Genomic DNA, 18,482 nt, shown 5'->3' on the forward strand with positions numbered 1-18,482 from the left:
ATCTTTTCTTTAAAAACGTGTAGTATCAGCGTTAGATTGAAAACTTGCACTTTTAAAGGGTTCTGATACAATAATGATAAAATCTACCAAATGATATTAAAACATGGAGGAATCAAATTTGCAGATTAATCGTGTCAAAAAAGTGGGTAAGACCATCGAAGAAATTGAGGAAGGCGATTCGTTATCTTTAACCGAATCGATTGAAGATAATCAACTGCTGTTATATTTAGGATTAACAAATGATGCAAATCCCCTTTATATTCAGCATGATTATGCACAACAAACCGCATATCAACGGCCAATTGTCCCATCTGTCATGTTAATGGGAATTATTACCAGTGCAATTTCAAAACACCTGCCGGGGCCTGGATCGCATGTGGTGAATTTTTCGGTGAATTTTATCGAACCTATCTATCATTATGAAACATTAACATTTGCCTTTGAAGTGATTAAAGTGGATAAAATGAAAGATGTGGTGACGATTTCTGTGGAAGCAACCAACGCAGAAGAAGACCGTGTGTTAGATGCTGTTGTAATGGTGCAACCTCCGATAATTGAAACAGAAAGTGTAGGGGATATTCATGAATAACTATCAAACACCTGTGGTGGAAAAAGATACATTAAATCGGTTTTACGCTAAAGTTTATGCCTTTTTTGCGGTAGGACTAGGAATTAGCGGAATTGTTTCTTATCTATGTGCGACGACATTTTTGCCACAAACTATTAATTTTATTAATGGTTTTCCTTTAGGCTATTTAGGCCTTTGGATTGTGCAATTAATTTTAGTTTTGGTATTGGCTGCTAAAGCAAAGAAAAATCCTGCAATGACAATCGCAGGTTTTCTGGTTTACTCACTATTAAATGGTCTAACCTTAACTGCGACTCTTTTGTATTATGATATTAATACAATTTATGTGGCATTTGGTGCTGCTACGGCAACCTTTGCGGCTACTGCGCTCTTTGGTGTTTTCACTAAAAAAGATTTGTCTATTGTGGGACGAATTGCTTTTATTGGTTTAATCGGGATTATCATTACGATGTTGATTAATGGATTATTACTTCATAGTGGTCCGATGGAATATTTATTATCTATCGTGACTGTCTTTGTCTTTGCTGGGTTGACTGCTTATGATCATCAAATGATTAAAAAGTATTACGAACAAAGCCGTGGAACAGAAAATACCGGGATTGCCGTCTTTGTAGCTTTACAACTTTATTTAGACTTTATTAACTTATTGTTAGCTTTCTTACGAATTTTTGGTCGCGACTAATTTTATAAATAGATAGAAATAGAAAAGGAGAATTTGCGGTGTAAACCACAAGTTCTCCTTTTTTGTTAAAAGGTTGATGAAGGAAATCAAAACCCTTTTTTGTCCGCCGAAATTTTGACAGACTAGTCAATAATCATCGCTAGTTTACTAGAACTTTGTTAGAATAAAGAAGAACTTTTGTGGAGTTGCAGCAAAATGTTGCAAGAAAACAACGAGATAAGGAGAATTTCCATGACGAAGAAAAAACTTTTATTGGTGGATGGCAATAGCGTCGCATATCGTGCTTTTTTTGCTTTACACAATTCGCTGGAGCGTTTTAAAAATAAGAATGGTTTGCATACCAATGCAATTTATGCTTTTAATACGATGTTTGATAATGTAATGACAAAAGAAAAACCCACCCATGTCTTGGTGGCTTTCGATGCAGGAAAGACCACTTTTCGAACGGAAATGTATCAAGACTATAAAGCGGGCCGTGCGAAAACGCCAGGTGAATTTCGGGAACAACTTCCGTATATTCGCGAATTAATTACTGCTCTTGGTGTAAAGTATTATGAATTAGACAATTATGAAGCTGACGATATTATCGGAACGTTAGCAACGCAAGTAGATAAAAATGAATTTGAAGTTGTCGTGTTATCAGGAGATCGTGATTTAACTCAGTTAGCCAGTGATGATGTAACGGTGGATATTACAGTCAAAGGTGTCAGTGAAATTGAGGCTTATACGCCTGCGCATATCGCAGAAAAATACGATGGCCTAACGCCAAATCAAATTATAGATATGAAAGGTCTGGCAGGCGATGCATCCGACAATATTCCGGGCGTTACAAAAGTTGGCGAAAAAACAGCCATTAAGTTATTAAAAGAATATGGTTCAGTTGAAGGCATATATGAAAATATCGATCAGTTGAAAAAAAGCAAAATGAAAGAAAATTTGATTAATGATCGCCAACAAGCTTTCTTATCAAAACAACTCGCTACGATTAATACACAGGCCCCTGTCACAGTTAAAATAGAAGATTTAGCCTATGAGGGCAAAGATTTAGACAAACTCGTGCCATTTTATAAAGAAATGGATTTCAAACAATTTTTAAGCAAATTGAATATTATAGAAGATCCAGCTGACCTTGCCGAAATTATGTTTGAAGTAGTCGATGAATTTACCCCTGAAATGTTCCAAGCAGATATGGCTTTATACCCTGAAATGTTATCTGATAATTATCATATTGCAGATATTGTTGGCGTTGCTTGGGGGAATGACCAAAAAATTTATGTAACCGATAATTTAGCAGTATTTGAAAATCAAGACTTTTGCAATTGGTTAAGCAAACAAAATAATAAGAAAGTCTATGATGCCAAACGAACTTATGTTGCTTTAAAACGTTATGCGACAAGACCGGAAGGCATTACTTTTGATGTTTTATTAGCAGCCTATTTACTAGATACAAATGACAGTAATAACGATATTGCTGGTGTGGCGGAGCATTACGGTTTTACCGATATTCAAACCGATGAAGCAGTTTACGGCAAGGGCGTAAAAAAAGGTCTACCAGAAAATATGGAAGATTTTTATGCCCACTTAGCTCGTAAAGTTAAAGCAATTTTGTTTTTAAGTAATAAACTAGACGAGGATTTGAAAGAAAAAGATCAAAGTGACCTGTTTTATCAAATGGAACTCCCTTTATCACAAATTTTAGCCGAAATGGAAATCGCAGGGATCACGGTTGACAGTAAACGACTGCTTGATATGAAAGGGGAGTTTGCGGCTCGTCTTCATGAAATTGAAGAAAAAATTTATGCCGAAGCCGGCGAAGAATTTAATTTGAACTCTCCCAAACAATTAGGCGTGATTCTCTTTGAAAAAATGGGATTACCTGTAATCAAAAAGACCAAAACAGGTTACTCCACCGCAGTCGATGTTTTAGAGCAGTTGCAAGAGCAAGCACCGATTGTTGCCGACATTTTAACCTATCGTCAAATTGCAAAAATTCAATCGACTTATGTCGAAGGGTTGTTAAAAGTAGTTCAACCCGACCACAAAATCCATACCCGTTATGTTCAAACATTAACTCAAACAGGGCGCTTAAGTTCAGTAGATCCAAATTTGCAAAATATTCCCATTCGTTTAGAAGAAGGGCGAAAAATTCGGCAGGCTTTTATTCCACGAGCAAAAGATTGGGTCATCTACTCTTCTGACTATTCGCAAATTGAATTGCGGGTGTTGGCTCATATTTCAAATGATGAACATTTAAAAGAAGCATTTTTAGAAGGTCAAGATATCCATGCCAGCACAGCAATGCGGGTTTTTGGCATTCAAAAGCCTGAGGATGTGACACCAAATATGCGGCGCCAAGCGAAAGCCGTGAATTTTGGAATTGTTTATGGCATTTCAGATTATGGCTTATCGCAGAATTTGGGGATTTCTCGAAAAGACGCCCAACAATATATTGATACTTACTTTGAAAAATATCCCGGTGTTAAGCAATATATGGAAACAATTGTGCGGGATGCTAAAGATAAAGGCTATGTTGAAACCCTTTATCACCGTCGTCGTTATTTACCAGATATTAATGCGCGTAATTTTAACGTACGTTCCTTCGCTGAAAGAACGGCAATTAATACACCAATTCAAGGAAGTGCCGCTGATATTTTGAAGATTGCGATGATTGAACTTGCAAAACGCTTAAAAGAAGAACAGCTTGATGCAGTTATGTTATTACAAGTACACGATGAATTGGTTTTTGAAGTGCCGGAAACAGAACTTGAAAAACTAGACAATTTAGTCAAAGATGTCATGGAAAATGCCGTGAATTTAAGCGTACCTCTTGTCACTGATAGCAGTTGGGGCAAGACGTGGTATGATGCCAAATAAGAAGGTGGAAGAATGCCAGAATTACCAGAAGTGGAAACCGTCCGCAAAGGGCTAATACAACTTGTTTTAAATAAAGAAATTGCAAGTGTTGATGTGTTTTGGTCTAAGATTATTGCACTACCAGAAGTGGAAACCTTTAAACGCGAATTGGTAGGGCAAAAAATTGAAGCCATCAAGCGACGGGGAAAATATTTAATTTTTGAACTTTCTAACTATGAACTTATTTCTCATTTGCGTATGGAAGGTAAATACGAATTTTTTGCCGCAGGAGATAAAGCAATTGTCACAAAACACACGCATGTCATTTTTCATTTTAGCGATGGCAGTCAGTTGCAATATCGTGATGTACGTAAATTTGGCCGCATGGAACTGGTTATAAAAGGACAGGCACATAACTTTCCAAGTATCGCGCAATTAGGTCCAGAACCGACACCAGAGTCTTTTACATTGCCGCAATTCAAAGCGGACTTAGCCAAAACCAAGCGGGAAATTAAGCCAGCGTTACTGGATCAAAAGATGGTGACAGGGTTAGGTAATATTTATGTGGATGAAGCATTGTGGCAGGCTAAAATTCATCCGATGCAACCTTGTGACACATTAACCGATCTAAAAATTAAACAGCTGCGCTTGGCAATCATTGATGTTTTACAAAGAGCTGTAGCTGCTGGCGGAACGACTGTGCGAACATACTTAAATGCACTGGGAGAAGCCGGAAAATTTCAACTGTCGTTAAATGTATATGGAAAAACGGGACAACCTTGCCCTCGTTGTCAAACTCCGATTGAAAAAATTAAAGTGGCACAACGCGGCACACATTTATGCCCCCATTGTCAAAAATTAGTCATGAGGTGAGAATCTTGAGCTTTATTTTAGGGATTACCGGTGGCATTGCAAGTGGGAAAAGTACGGTTGTTAATGTTTTTAAAGCAAAAGGATTTCCAATTGTGGATGGCGATATTGTGGCACGAAAAATCGTAGAGCCTGGAAAGCCGGCACTTTTGGCAATCAAAGAAGCTTTTGGTCCGGAAGTGATAACACCCACTGGTGAACTAGATCGCAAAAAATTAGGTGACATTGTGTTTGAAGATAGTGCTAAACGTCAACAACTTAATCGCATAATGAATCCATACTTGCGTCAGCAGATTAAAGAAGAGATGGCTTTGGCAAAAAAGCAAAGTCCTTTAGTGATTGCAGATATTCCGTTAATGTATGAAGGACATTATGATCATTATATGGATGAGGTTGCTGTGGTGTATGTCGATTTTTTGCAGCAAAAAAAACGGCTGATGGCGCGGGATAACATTGATGAAAAAATGGCTGAGGCAAAGATTAATAGTCAAATGCCATTAGCTAAAAAAAGAGAGTTAGCAGATACCGTTTTTAACAATAACGGCAGTAAGGAAGAAACGAGCCAACAGGTGTTGAATTGGTTAGAGAATCACTTTAGAATAGAGAAATAAATAAAAAAGCTTTGGTATTGTGATGCCAAAGCTTTTTTATCAAATAGAGGAGTAGGACCCAGCGAAGTAGCGGATTAATACTAGCTGTTTCCTTATTTTTAGTGAAGAACAACGCAAAGGAAAGTAAAATTTTTTTATACTGAAAACAAAAAGTAGAATGCTAAAGTTTTTTAGTTTATTCAAAAAAGTTTTTTAAATTAATCTTCAAAAAGCAGATAAATCCAGTCTTTTCTTGGGTACGGGACAATACAACACAATTTTTTTCTGTTATAATATAAGCAAAATTCCAAGAAATTAAATGAGGTGAGAAGATGCGTTGTCCAAAATGTCACCATAATAGTTCACGAGTTGTAGATAGCCGTCAGACTGATGATGGCCGTACAATCAGAAGAAGAAGAGAATGCGAAAATTGTGGCTTCCGATTTACCACTTTTGAAAAAATAGAAGCGGCACCTTTATTAGTCATTAAAAAAAATGGTGAACGTGAAGAATTTAATCGAGAGAAGATTTTGCGCGGCCTGATTCGTTCAGCCGAAAAGCGACCAGTTGCCATGGAACAGATGGAACAAATTGTCGATCACGTTGAAAATCGGGTCCGTTCTTTAGGTGAAAATGAAGTATCCACGACTTTAATTGGAGAATATGTTATGGAGGATTTAGTGGATGTTGATGAAATCGCCTATATTCGTTTTGCGAGTGTTTATCGCCAGTTTAAGGATATGTCGGTTTTCTTAAAAGAATTACAAGATATTGTTGCAAAAGCTAATGGTAAAGAAGAAACACAATAAAATTGGAGGCTGCATTTTTTGGAATATGCTTATGAAGCCAACTTACAACCCAAAACCCTTTATGAAGTAAAAAAAAGTGTCCCATTAACTAGCGAAGGACAAAAGTCTCTAGTCAATTTGTATCAACCCATTATTGGCGCGGATGCATTAGCATTGTATTTTTGTTTGATCCAAGATTTTGAAGACACACAGGAAAAATATACCCATTTGGAACTGCTTAATGCATTGGATATGGGAATGACCACCATGAAGAAGGCCAAAAAACGGTTAGAGGGGATTGGACTATTAAAAACTTATTACAAAGAACAACCGGAAGTTCGTTTTTTGTATGTTTTGACTGAGCCTTTAACACCCCAAGAATTTTTAAAGGATGAATTAATGGCATTTTTGCTGGTGGTAAAAGTCGGTCAAAACAAATTTCGCCAGTTAAATCGTCGCTTTAAACCTGTTGCTATTCAAACAGAGGGCTATCAAGAAGTAAGCACAAAATTTGGGTCGGTATATACTTTTTCTCAAAGTGAATATCAAGCCAATCAAAGTGTGGTCGAAGCCGCTACTAGTAATTTACAAAGTGATAAGACGACCCTTCCTCTAGATGACAAACAACTAAATTGGCCTTTATTACGCGATTTAGCGACAAAAAAATTTATCAATCCCGCACAATTGACGGATACATTAAAAAAGAGCTTGATTTTATACCATGAGATGTTTGGCTATGATGAATTGCAATTGACGAATTTAATGGCTGAAGCCGTAGCTTTAACAGATGGTACGATTGACGAACGAAAATTGAAAAATGTTGTTTATAAGGAAAGTCAAAATCTTTTGCCGACAAAAAAACAAACAACACCAAATTATCAAGATGATGAACAAATCAGACGGAAAAACACATTATTGGCTCAAGGCTTCACAGAAGCCGATTGGCAGACAATCCGCGAGAGTGAAAGATTGGCACCCATGGAATATTTGACGGCTTTAAAAGCGGCTAAAGGGGGCTATGTAACCAAAAATGAAGAGTGGTTGTTAACGGATTTAGTCAGTAAATCACCATTACCAATTGCTGTTATCAATATTTTATTGAATTATTTACTGGTGGTCCAAAATAAAGCACAATTGCCTCAAGCTTTAACCAATCAAATTGCCAATGATTGGTCACAAAATAAATTCACGACCCCAGAAGAAGCAATTTTATACGTTCGTACAACCGTTAAAGAAAAACAAGTAGCAAAAGAACAGCGTAAAAAAACCAATGGACGCCCTCAAAATATTGTAAAAAAAGAGGATTTACCTGATTGGTCAAAAAATCAAGCCAGTAGCGATCCTAGTCGTAAAGCTGAAATTGATAAGATGATGGAAGAGTATTTTAATGATGAAGAAGGTGAAAAATAATGGAAGATGTCGGTAAAGGGGTCAACGAATTATTTGAACGTCGCAATTTTCAACAAAAATATGACGCCATGATGCAGCAAGTCTTGGCAGATACAGATGTCAAAAAATTTTTGGCAGAAAACAAAGAAAAGCTAACCGAAGCAGAAGTAAAAAAAAGTTATCCCAAACTGTATGAATTCGTTCAAGAAAAACGCAAATATGAACTAAACGATCCCACTATGATGGCACCAGGGTATGAGCCCCGTTTAGTCTTGAATTTTCATTATGTTGATGTCGCCTACGTACCGACAGAAGATTTACTGGCGCGGCGTAAACAAGAAGAAATTAAAAATCGCGTGAGTACCATTGATATTCCCAAAGATATCCGCAATGCTACGATGAAAAATTTTGATAAGACGGATCAACGGGAAGAGGCATTGTTTGAAACGATGAAGTTTATTAAAAATTATGCTGAAAACCCCAAAACGTTTCACAAAGGATTATATTTAGCTGGTGATTTTGGCGTAGGGAAAACTTATTTATTGGGTGCTATGGCCAATGAATTAGCAAAAAGAGGCTATACGTCTATGATGGTGCATATGCCAACCTTTACTTCCATGATCAAAAGTTCGGTAGCCGATAATACTGTCGCCGAAAAATTAGAGCAGGTAAAAAAACCGAAAATATTAATCTTAGATGATGTCGGAGCGGATGCTTTAACCGCTTGGACGCGCGATGAGATTTTTGGCGTTATTTTACAGTATCGGATGCAAGAACAATTGCCAACTTTTTTTACTTCTAATTTCACAATGGACGGTTTGGAAAACCATTTACGGTTAACCAAGACTGCCGATGAACCATTAAAAGCGAAGCGAATCATGGAGCGTATTCGTTACTTAGCCAAAGAGATTATTATGTCTGGCCCTAATCGTCGTAATGAATAACTGCAATTGGCACAAATTTTCTTTTCGGAAATTTTGTGTCAATTTTTGCGAAATAAGAATGCGAAATAAACATGTGTTAACTTTTTAAAGGAGTGCAGAAGATGAATGAACAAGAACTGTCGCAACGTCTGACTGTCGTGGGTGATGCGGTACCTAAAGGGGCACGCTTAGCTGATATCGGCTCAGACCACGCCTATTTACCTGTTGCCTTAATGTTGGTAGAAAAAATTTCTTATGCTGTTTGTGGAGAAGTGGTGGCAGGCCCATTTCATTCAGCGCAAAAACAAGTCGCTAAAAGCGGACTGACAGAAAAAATTGTCGTGCGCTTAGCAGATGGTTTAGAGGCGATTAAACGGACAGATGAAATTAATGCAATTACAATTGCAGGTATGGGCGGTACTTTAATAGCCAATATTTTAGAAAATGGTAAAACACAAGGCCAGTTAACGGGAAAAGAACGTTTGATTTTGCAACCCAATGTCGGCGAGGCTAATGTGCGCCTTTGGTTACAAAAAGAAGGCTATCAAATTGTAGGAGAAAATATTTTAGCAGAAAATGATAAAATCTATGAAGTGATAGTGGCGGAAAAAACAGAACAACAGCAGGAATTATCAGAAAAAGAAGTTTTCTTTGGTCCTTATTTGCTAGCGGAAAAAAATAATGTCTTTTTGAAAAAATGGCGACAAGAACAACAGGCTTTAAAAAAAGTCTTAGCACAATTACAAAAAGCAAAAGTAATACCTGAAGAAAAAGTAGCGGAAATACAAAAAGAATTAAGCTGGATTGAGGAGGTCGTATCTTGTTAGGAACAGATTTTATCAGACGCTTTGAAGCTTATTGCCCTTTATGGCTCGCAGAAGAAGGGGATCCGGTTGGTCTACATATCGGTACACTGGACAAACCAATCAAACGGGTTATGATGACGTTAGATGTACGTCCGGAAGTAGTCAAAGAAGCTATTGAAAAGAAAATTAATTTAATTGTGGCGAAACATCCGCCTATTTTTCGACCGATTAAACGCTTAACTGAAACAGATCCTCAAACTAAAATGTATTTGGATTTGGTTAAACACGATATTGCAGTGTATGCTGCTCATACAAATATGGACATTATTGCCGATGGGTTAAATGATTGGTTTTGCGAAATGTTAGGTATTAAAGTTGAAGATTTTATGACGCAAACCCATCAAGTAAGTTTTAAAAAATTAATTGTTTATGTACCAGTTGAAGCTGCAGCCAGCATGCGAGAAGCACTGGGAAAAGCTGGGGCCGGCCAGCAAGGCAATTATCAATTTACCAGTTTTCAAACGGTTGGTATGGGCCGCTTTACTCCGGTGGCAAATGCGAATCCAACTATTGGACGCATTGGTCAGGCCCAAAGCGTTCAAGAAGCTAAAATAGAAGTGTTGTTACCCGAAACGATTGAAGCAGAAGTTTTAACCGCAATGCATGCCGCACATCCTTATGACGAACCTGCTTTTGATTTGTTCACTTTAGACAATGAACCTATCACCTATGGTATTGGGCGCGTGGGGTATTTACCTCAGCCGATGACAATTGAAGATTTTACTGCTAAAGTAAAAAAAGTTTTCGAATTGGATGGCTTACGCTTAGTGGAACCAATGGAAAATGCCAAAAAAATGGTGCAGAAAGTCGCCATTTGTGGTGGATCTGGCGGAAATTTTTATCCAGATGCCGTTAAAAAAAATGTTGACGTGTATATAACCGGGGACGTTTATTATCATACGGCTCACGATATGCAGGCAAATGGATTGACGGTAATTGATCCAGGGCATAACATAGAACGTGTCTGTATTCCCCGCTTTATTGAAAAAATGAATGAGTGGAAAAAAGAGGAAAATTGGGAAGTAGAATTTATTCCTTCTACGACGAATACAAATCCTTTTCAATATCGTTAAAATAAAATTGTGAATACCAATATTTGGGAGGAATTATCATGTACGAAAACTTATTACCGCGTTTTTTACGCTATGTTAAAACGGAAACGCGCTCAGATGCAACCAGCAAGACAACACCTTCGACAAAAACACAAGTGGCTTTTGCCCATGTGTTAAAAAAAGAATTAGAAGATTTAGGCTTAGCTGATGTCATTTACAATGAAACAAATGGTTATGTGATTGCGACATTACCAAGTAATACCGATAAACCAGTTAAAACAATTGGCTTTATCGCTCATATGGATACGGCTGATTTCAACGCAGAAAATGTCAATCCACAAGTTATTGAAAATTATGATGGCGAATCGACAATTAATTTGGACAAAGATGGCAAATATACACTTAATAGCAATGATTTTCCAAATTTGAAAAATTATGCCGGTCAAACATTAATTACAACCGATGGTACGACTCTTTTAGGAGCTGACGATAAAGCCGGAATTGCGGAAATCATGACAGCTTTAGAAATCTTAATTAAAAATCCTGAAATTAAACACGGCACAATTAAAGTTGGCTTTGGTCCAGATGAAGAAATTGGGGTTGGGGCAGATAAATTTGACGTTGCGCAATTTGGTGCTGACTTTGCTTATACAATGGATGGTGGCCCGGTAGGCGAATTGCAATACGAAACCTTTAATGCCGCAGCAGCAGAAATTACAATTCATGGAAAAAATGTGCATCCGGGTACTGCCAAAGATACAATGATTAATGCGTTGCGCTTAGCCATTGAATTTAACAATCAATTACCACAAAATGAAATTCCAGAAAAAACAGCCGGATATGAAGGTTTCTTTCATTTGATGGCATTAAATGGCAACGAAGAAGAAGCCAAAATAAGCTATATTATTCGCGACCATGATCGGGATAAATTTGAAGCTAGAAAAGCCTTAATCACAGCGATTGCGGATAAAATGAACAGTCAATTTGATGAAAAACGGATTGATGTCAATATGTATGATCAGTATTATAATATGAAAGAAATTATTGAAAAAGACTTAAACATCGTTGAAATTGCCAAAAATGCGATGTTAGCCTTAGATATTAAGCCAATTATTGAACCGGTTCGTGGTGGTACTGACGGCTCTAAGATTTCACAATTAGGGACGCCAACACCTAATATTTTTGCCGGTGGTGAAAATATGCACGGTCGTTTTGAATTTGTTTCCTTACAAGCAATGGAAAAAGCAACTGATGTTATTGTGAAAATTGCGGAATTAAATGTGGCAAACGCATAATTTATTCAAAATTTTCAAATATACTTGTTATAATGAAGCGAGAGACCTACGCTTGGCGTAAGTGATCTCGCTTTTGTTTATCGTAAGAGAATCGTTTACCTATATAAAGGAGTTTTGTCATTGTTTAGTGAAAATCCATTGTGGTTTTATTTGGTCTTAGTAAATCTCTATGTCTTTTTCTTGATGTATTATGATAAGCGTCAAGCGGTAAAAAAAGGGCAGCGGATTTCAGAAAAGAATCTCTTGTTTATGGGAATTGTCGGCGGTGGATTTGGTGGTTTATTAGCGCAAAGATTGTTTCATCATAAAACCCGTAAGAAAAAATTTTATCTCTGTTTTTTAATTGGGGTTGCGGTTGATCTGTTACTAATTATTTACTATCACTAGTAGTCTAAAGGAGTTTTTATGAAAATTAGTTCAAAAACAAAGTTACTCTTAAATATTTTACTATTAGTTGTAATTTTAGGTATTATGTTTTATTTACTCCAAAATTCATTTGGGGAAATTTTAGCCGAACTAAAAAGTACTTCCATTTATGCCTTAATCACTGTTTTTGTTTGTGGGACCCTTTATTTAATAGTAGAAGGGCTAAATATCAAAACGTTGGCAGAACCCTTTACCCATGATTTTAAAGCACAAGATGGTTTTTTTGCAGTTTGTTACTATACTTTTTATCGGGTTGTTACTTTTGGTGCGGGAACGTTGATTTCTGAGGTGAATTATTATCGTCGTAAAGGCTTGCGCCTTTCAGATGGCGTCGGGGTGACAGCATTGCATATGGTGATGTATAAATTGGCACTTCTTTTTTACGCTTTATTGGGTCTAATTATCCAGTTTTCTTTGTTTTATGACAAAGCACCAAATATGATTCCTCTTATTTTAGCGGGTATGGTCGTAACTTTTTTAATTATTGCGGTCTTGTTATTACTTTCGTTAAGCTTAAATTTGCAAGTTTTTTTCGTCAAGGTAACCAACAAACTTTTTAAGTCACAACGATTGCGAAACATAGTAGATAAAGTAAATTTACAAGTTTATTCACTACGAATTGCAGTAAACGGCATTTTAAAAGAACGTCCGCGAATCTTTAAAATCTTTTTGTTGAATTTAGCAAAAATGGCCATTTGGTATGTGCTACCTTATTTTGTGCTGGTAGAAAACCATCCATCTTTAGACTTTCTTTTGGTCTTTTCGTTAATAAGTTTTACAGTTATTTTAGCAGGCGTTATTCCCACACCTGCAGGAATCGGTTCATTTGAATTTGTCTATTTATTATTGTTTAAACCTTTAGTTGGAACTGTCGATTCCGTATCCTCGATGTTGCTGTATCGGTTTGCTACCTATCTGTGGCCATTTCTTTTGGGCTTTATATATGTTTTATGGGATAAAAGAAAAACGATTAAAGGTGAGCTTAAAGAATTGAAAGATTGAAATTCAAATAAAAATAATGAAAGTTCGATTTTCAGTAGAGTGGCGCGAGCCGCTCTTTTTTTATAGGTAAAGGAATTATAAGAATTTACATAAAATAAATAGCAAAATAGCTGACTTGCTTATTTTAAAAGAGATATAAGAATTAATCTTCACAATCTATAAGATGAAATAAATAAAATCTGGAGGCCATAATTTACATAGGAATAATATTTTTTACTCATAATTATCTGTTAAAGTATTTCTATTTAATCATTTATTTGTCTTTGATGAGAAAAATATGAGGGTGTAAAAATATAAATGATTCTGCTGAAAATCTTTTTTGTTTAAAGTGAAAAGTACGATAACAATGTAAGAAAGCAGTTTTTAGACGTTTTTCTCAGTCAACTTTAACAGAAATATTTTGCCTTTTTAGCGAGAATGATTGCTTCAATTAATTTTATAAATAAGAGATCGATAAGAATATGCTAATAGCAAGGGAAAAGAGCCAATAAATAACACTCATTTGTTGTTCTTCTTGTAGCAGGAGCAATTTGTAACTTTTTGAACAAAAAAAATAAGGTTGTTACAATTGGAGTATGGAATAGAGCGTGTCAGTTTCTAAAAAGGGGGGAGAATAAAGATGAAGAAGAAGTATAAAATATTGGCTGTCTTTGCTATTTTAGCTATTTTACTACCACTTTTTGAAGGAGTGTTTTCCATTTCATCAATTTGGCGGACGTCAGCCAATGAACCAGTTGCCGAAAATATTATTAGTGAAGACTTCTTGCAAGTTTCACAATCTCACAAAGTAACCGAAGAAGACGTGGTTTGGAATATCCAATATGAAATCAATGTGGAAGATACAAGTAACGATAAAGGAACTACGATAGAAAAAGCTGGAAAGTTAAAATTTATGTTGCCAGCTACACTTAAGCCTAATTTACCCGAAAATAAATTTGTCAAAGAGAACAACTGGTATATTTTAAAAGATTTTGAAAAACAAACGAAGGGTGAAATAGAAGTTACAGCGAAAAAAGATACGAAATTTACGATGCAATTTCAATTTGATGAGCAAATGCTTACGCCAGTTGAAGTAGCAAGTACAAATGAAGTAGATGAGTCTGAAGAAAAAGCTAGTGTTTCAGACACTCAAATAGTCGAAACAATTAATGAAAATATTTTAGGTGCAAATAATGAACCCGTTCAATATGAATTTGATTATAGTAAGTACGATACAAATGTAAATGAAGAAAACGAGAATGATGATAAAGATACCACTATTCAAAAAGAGAACCAAAACACAGTTGAAATAAAAGAGGCTGATAAAGCTGATAATAACACTAAAAATGATCAGCCAAAGACTATTAAAAAGGCAGCCATCTTAAATGAAGAAGATCCATTTGAAAAATTTGGTGTAGAAACAAGAAAAAGTGCGCAACTTTCTACAACTGAAAATGCTTGGAATGATCGTTTGTATGATATTTTACTAGAAGTTTCTTCAACAAGTGTTCCAGGAGAGTTATCAGGTGATTTAATTATTTACCTTGACGCGAGTAGTTCTCAAAATGGAGGGGATGATCGTCGTGAGCAAGTTTTTAAACAATTAGAAGTAATTTACAATGAAATAAAGGGGCAAGGAAATTTTAGAGTGGCGGTTGTTCCTTGCATCCAAGTGCAAGGTTGGCCAGCCAGTAATTCGGATCTTTACAATTATATGCAATATTATACTTTAGACGAATTGTTTGGAACTAGAGAAGATGGAACTACTTTAGCAAAAGAAATACGTGAATGCTATAACAAAAATACCGGTAATAATTCGCTATACCCTGTTATGGAGATAATTAGTGGCGCAGATAAGTATCCAAATACAAAAACAATCAATCTTATTAGTAACCCTCCTGATGGAAAACTACCGTTAGGATTAGTAATTGGTGGGAACAATTTAAATGATCAAAATGATGCTTCTAATAAAATTGTACCAAAGAAAAAGACGATGCATAGTGATATGATAATAGCACTCACGGATAATGATAAAAGCATTCACGATAATAGTATGAGTAACTACAAGGCAATCGTTGAAAAGCCAGAATATTTTTTCAACAAAAAAAAGGGTAGCGATGCAGGAAAAATCATTCAAGAAGCCTTTGAAAAAATTCGTGAAATGATGAAAATTGAGTCTTTAAAGGTCGTGGATACAATACCTGATTACTTTGAAATCGTTTCTCCAACGGGTAAAGAAGAAGGTATCACGGTTGAGAAGAACACCGTTACCTTTGATAGTCAGACAATGACAAAAAATGAAAATACCGGACGTTACGAATGGAGTCAAACAATTCAGGTTAAAGCAAAAGATGATTTTATTGGCGGAAATGTAGTCGCTACAAATGAAGGATCGGCACAAGTTTTTGTTGATGGAAGCAATAAAGGAAAAAACTTCGATATTTATGGTGATGTAAAATATGACAATCTTACAACTCCTTACGTGAATGTCAAAGTTCCCAATGGTGAGATTGAAACGAGTCAGACAATTTTATTAGGAGAAACAGGACTTTCTGAGGAAGAAATTAAAGAAAATTGGCAGAAAGACGTTTACGATTATTATCGTAACGAAGACGGCAGTTTTAAATATGGTGCGCAGCCGACTATAAAATTTGATAAAGCGCTTGATCCTAAGTATGCCCAATTGCCAACGAAGGCAAAAGAAGCTGAGTATAAAACTACAGGTGAATTAATTCCAAATAAATTTGAAGCAAAAGATGATGCTTTAGAATATGTCAATAAATATGGGACAGTGGCAGGAAATAATGTACCCACAACAGTAGAACACAAAGGAGAAATTAGTGCCAAGCATAAACTAACTGTTTTAGATACAACACTTGAAATTGAAAAGCAGTTAAATGGCAAAACTGGTTTGCCAGAATGGTTTGAAGCTAATTTTAAAATTGCTTTAGCGCCAGAAAAAACAGGGTATTTTAGCACTGAAAATGAAAATTTTAATGTTGATGAGAAAAAAACAACTGGGACATTTACAGGGTTGGGTTTAGGCGAATATACAATTACTGAAACACTTAGTAATGAAGAAACGGCTAATCGAGTGAAGCAACCTGCACCTTTAAGCCTGATCATTACAAAAGGAGGCACTTCAGAAAAACCAAAATTTGTTTTAAAAATTAAGGATACAACTGTAGTGGATAATAAATATATTGTCAACAATCTATTAAAAGATATTACCTTAAATATTCATAAGGTGGATGGCAATACGAAACATAACTTAGAAGGTGTAAGCTTTGGACTATATGAACTAGATGGTAGTATACCATCTACTACCAATCTTTTTGGAGAAGAAAATGTAACCCTTGCAGAAGGAATATTGACTCTGCCAACAGATGTCTACCTACAACCAGGTAAAAGTTATCAGTTAAAAGAGATTCAAGGATTAGAAGAATATATTCCCCATAAATTAACTTATACACTGACTGTGGATGAATTAGGTACTATTACAGTTTCGGCCGATGGTACAGTATTCGAAGAGGTGGAAATATCTTATCCAATCGATAAAGAAATGATTGAACTTTCTGTTACTGTGAAAAATTATCAAAAAGGTGCATTGCCGGCAACCGGTGGTGAAGGAATAAAACGCTTTATAACAATCTCATTCGTTATGTTGGTTCTTGTTGGAGGATTAGGCGCCTTTTATGTTTATCGAAATAAGAAAGGGGGCGCTTAAGATGAAAAAATTTATCACAAGCATACTTGCACTATTGATGCTGTTACCATTATTAATGGCACTGAATATTGGAGAAGAAAAAGTCGTAGAGGCCGCCGATAATCCTGATGAAGTGACGATTTATCTACACAAACGAATTTTCCGTGATTTACGTTGGAAAGATAATAAAGAATTAGAAGATTGGGAGTATCAAAATGATGGTTTGCAGATTGTCGGAGAACAGTTAACGGAACAAGATAATATTTTGTTAGAAAATTCTTTACCTCTAAATGGTGCAATGTTTGATGTTTATGATGCCACTCCTTGGTACAAAGATGTACAAGAAAAAGGCCAGCTACCAAACGGTACAAAAGTTACATCAACAAAAGATTTTGTGGATTATATCGCAACATTAGCTCGAAAAGAAGCCATCAAAATGGCGAATGAATCAAAATTAACCAAAGTATATGATCAGGCGACTGTTTCGAAAAAAACTGAAATGCCAGACGGACGGACTTTGGAAGGCATCGCCACTTTTCCTGGTTTGGCAGTCAAAGATGGCAACCAAGAAAAAGCTTATTTGATTCTTGAAACGGGTATAACTGAGAAAAAAAATTTAAATGTGGATATGGAGAAATTAGGGCGACCTATTTTAGTCACTTTGCCGGTAATTGTGAATGGTGAAAATTTATCCCAGATTCACCTTTACCCTAAAAATGTTGGCTATGTCCGTGATCCGTATTTCTTCAAGTTTGGTAAAGAAGCCGATGGTAGTGATTTAGGACCGGTTGCAGGTGCAAAATTTGCCATTTATCGTATCGAAAATGGTAAAAAACTGTATTTGGATATGAGTGATGTCAATGATCTTAAAAATAAATGGGTAGAGTCAGAAGATCCGCTATATGACGATCGGGTAAATATCTTTGAATCAGATAAAGACGGTTTGGTTAATACGGGCGCACGTTTCTTACCATCGGGAACATTTTATTTTGAAGAGTTGGAAAGTGCACCGGGATTTGTGATTGGTAACGATGAAAAACGAATTAAAATTGAGGTGCCAGAGTCTTGGTATGATGAAGACGGAAAGTATTTACCAGTTTTAATTGATGGACAACCAATGCTAGAAAATCCCGATGGAGAAGTACCGCAAAAAGCAATGGAAGAAAAGACTCCTCGTGTATATAATACACGAGAAACCACAACAAATTCTTCTACCACGCCACCAACAGAAGAAGGGACTGTTACACCGACGCCTCAAACACCAAGTACCCGTGGTCGTTTACCTCAAACACTTGGTCAATTGATCGATACAGTGGCGACAACAGCACGACGTATGTTGCCAAAAACAAATGAAGGAAAAGCAGCATTTTCTTTATTAGGCATTATTGTAGCTGGTGGAGCAGTCTTCTTATGGAAGAAAAAAAATGATGAAGACGATAAATAGTATTTTGTATCAAAAGTCGGAGAAATTT

General features: G+C 36.1%; 15 protein-coding genes. All 15 read left to right on the top strand.

The window, feature by feature from the left end:
- Window positions 1-103: 103 nt before the first annotated feature.
- The 15 genes from RK01_RS02825 to RK01_RS02895 all read left to right on the top strand — a co-directional run bounded on the left by RK01_RS02825 (window position 104) and on the right by RK01_RS02895 (window position 18,454).
- A complete protein-coding gene (locus RK01_RS02825) occupies window positions 104-589 on the top strand; it encodes a MaoC family dehydratase (protein ID WP_420864508.1) in 486 nt (161 codons plus the stop codon).
- Window positions 582-1,271, top strand: coding sequence for a Bax inhibitor-1/YccA family protein (locus RK01_RS02830; protein WP_016171782.1), 690 nt, complete (start codon window positions 582-584; stop codon window positions 1,269-1,271). The genes RK01_RS02825 and RK01_RS02830 overlap by 8 nt, the downstream gene beginning before the upstream one ends.
- 231 nt (window positions 1,272-1,502) lie before the next feature.
- The gene (gene polA, locus RK01_RS02835) at window positions 1,503-4,145 is read left to right on the top strand and encodes a DNA polymerase I (protein WP_016171783.1); all 2,643 of its coding nucleotides are present in this window, start codon (window positions 1,503-1,505) and stop codon (window positions 4,143-4,145) included.
- 12 nt (window positions 4,146-4,157) lie between these two features.
- A complete protein-coding gene (gene mutM / locus RK01_RS02840; RefSeq protein WP_016171784.1) occupies window positions 4,158-4,997 on the top strand; it encodes a DNA-formamidopyrimidine glycosylase in 840 nt (279 codons plus the stop codon).
- Entirely contained in the window at window positions 4,964-5,605 is a 642-nt protein-coding gene (coaE, locus tag RK01_RS02845; RefSeq protein ID WP_374047508.1) for a dephospho-CoA kinase, read from the top strand. Before mutM ends, coaE begins: the two co-directional genes overlap by 34 nt.
- 311 nt (window positions 5,606-5,916) lie before the next feature.
- Window positions 5,917-6,393 carry a transcriptional regulator NrdR gene (nrdR, locus tag RK01_RS02850; protein ID WP_016171786.1) on the top strand — a complete coding sequence of 159 codons (477 nt, stop codon included), beginning with the start codon at window positions 5,917-5,919 and terminating at the stop codon, window positions 6,391-6,393.
- Between the two features lie 18 nt (window positions 6,394-6,411).
- The gene (locus tag RK01_RS02855; protein ID WP_016171787.1) at window positions 6,412-7,782 is read left to right on the top strand and encodes a replication initiation and membrane attachment family protein; all 1,371 of its coding nucleotides are present in this window, start codon (window positions 6,412-6,414) and stop codon (window positions 7,780-7,782) included.
- Entirely contained in the window at window positions 7,782-8,705 is a 924-nt protein-coding gene (gene dnaI / locus RK01_RS02860) for a primosomal protein DnaI (protein WP_016171788.1), read from the top strand. The genes RK01_RS02855 and dnaI overlap by 1 nt, the downstream gene beginning before the upstream one ends.
- A 101-nt stretch (window positions 8,706-8,806) precedes the next feature.
- Window positions 8,807-9,511 carry a tRNA (adenine(22)-N(1))-methyltransferase gene (locus RK01_RS02865; protein WP_016171789.1) on the top strand — a complete coding sequence of 235 codons (705 nt, stop codon included), beginning with the start codon at window positions 8,807-8,809 and terminating at the stop codon, window positions 9,509-9,511.
- Entirely contained in the window at window positions 9,502-10,623 is a 1,122-nt protein-coding gene (locus RK01_RS02870; RefSeq protein WP_195516451.1) for a Nif3-like dinuclear metal center hexameric protein, read from the top strand. Before RK01_RS02865 ends, RK01_RS02870 begins: the two co-directional genes overlap by 10 nt.
- Before the next feature lie 38 nt (window positions 10,624-10,661).
- Window positions 10,662-11,897, top strand: coding sequence for a peptidase T (pepT, locus tag RK01_RS02875; protein WP_016171791.1), 1,236 nt, complete (start codon window positions 10,662-10,664; stop codon window positions 11,895-11,897).
- A 120-nt stretch (window positions 11,898-12,017) separates the two neighbouring features.
- Window positions 12,018-12,284 carry a DUF1294 domain-containing protein gene (locus RK01_RS02880; RefSeq protein ID WP_016171792.1) on the top strand — a complete coding sequence of 89 codons (267 nt, stop codon included), beginning with the start codon at window positions 12,018-12,020 and terminating at the stop codon, window positions 12,282-12,284.
- An 18-nt stretch (window positions 12,285-12,302) separates the two neighbouring features.
- Complete coding sequence (locus RK01_RS02885; protein ID WP_016171793.1) at window positions 12,303-13,325, top strand: lysylphosphatidylglycerol synthase transmembrane domain-containing protein; 1,023 nt, start codon at window positions 12,303-12,305, stop codon at window positions 13,323-13,325.
- Window positions 13,326-13,944: 619 nt separating this feature from the next.
- The gene (locus RK01_RS02890) at window positions 13,945-17,031 is read left to right on the top strand and encodes an MSCRAMM family protein (protein ID WP_016171794.1); all 3,087 of its coding nucleotides are present in this window, start codon (window positions 13,945-13,947) and stop codon (window positions 17,029-17,031) included.
- 1 nt (window position 17,032) lies between these two features.
- On the top strand, window positions 17,033-18,454 hold the full coding sequence (locus tag RK01_RS02895) for a pilin N-terminal domain-containing protein (protein WP_016171795.1): 1,422 nt from the start codon (window positions 17,033-17,035) through the stop codon (window positions 18,452-18,454).
- Window positions 18,455-18,482 lie beyond the last annotated feature (28 nt).

The organism is Enterococcus dispar ATCC 51266, assembly GCF_000406945.1.
Classification (GTDB): domain Bacteria; phylum Bacillota; class Bacilli; order Lactobacillales; family Enterococcaceae; genus Enterococcus_C; species Enterococcus_C dispar.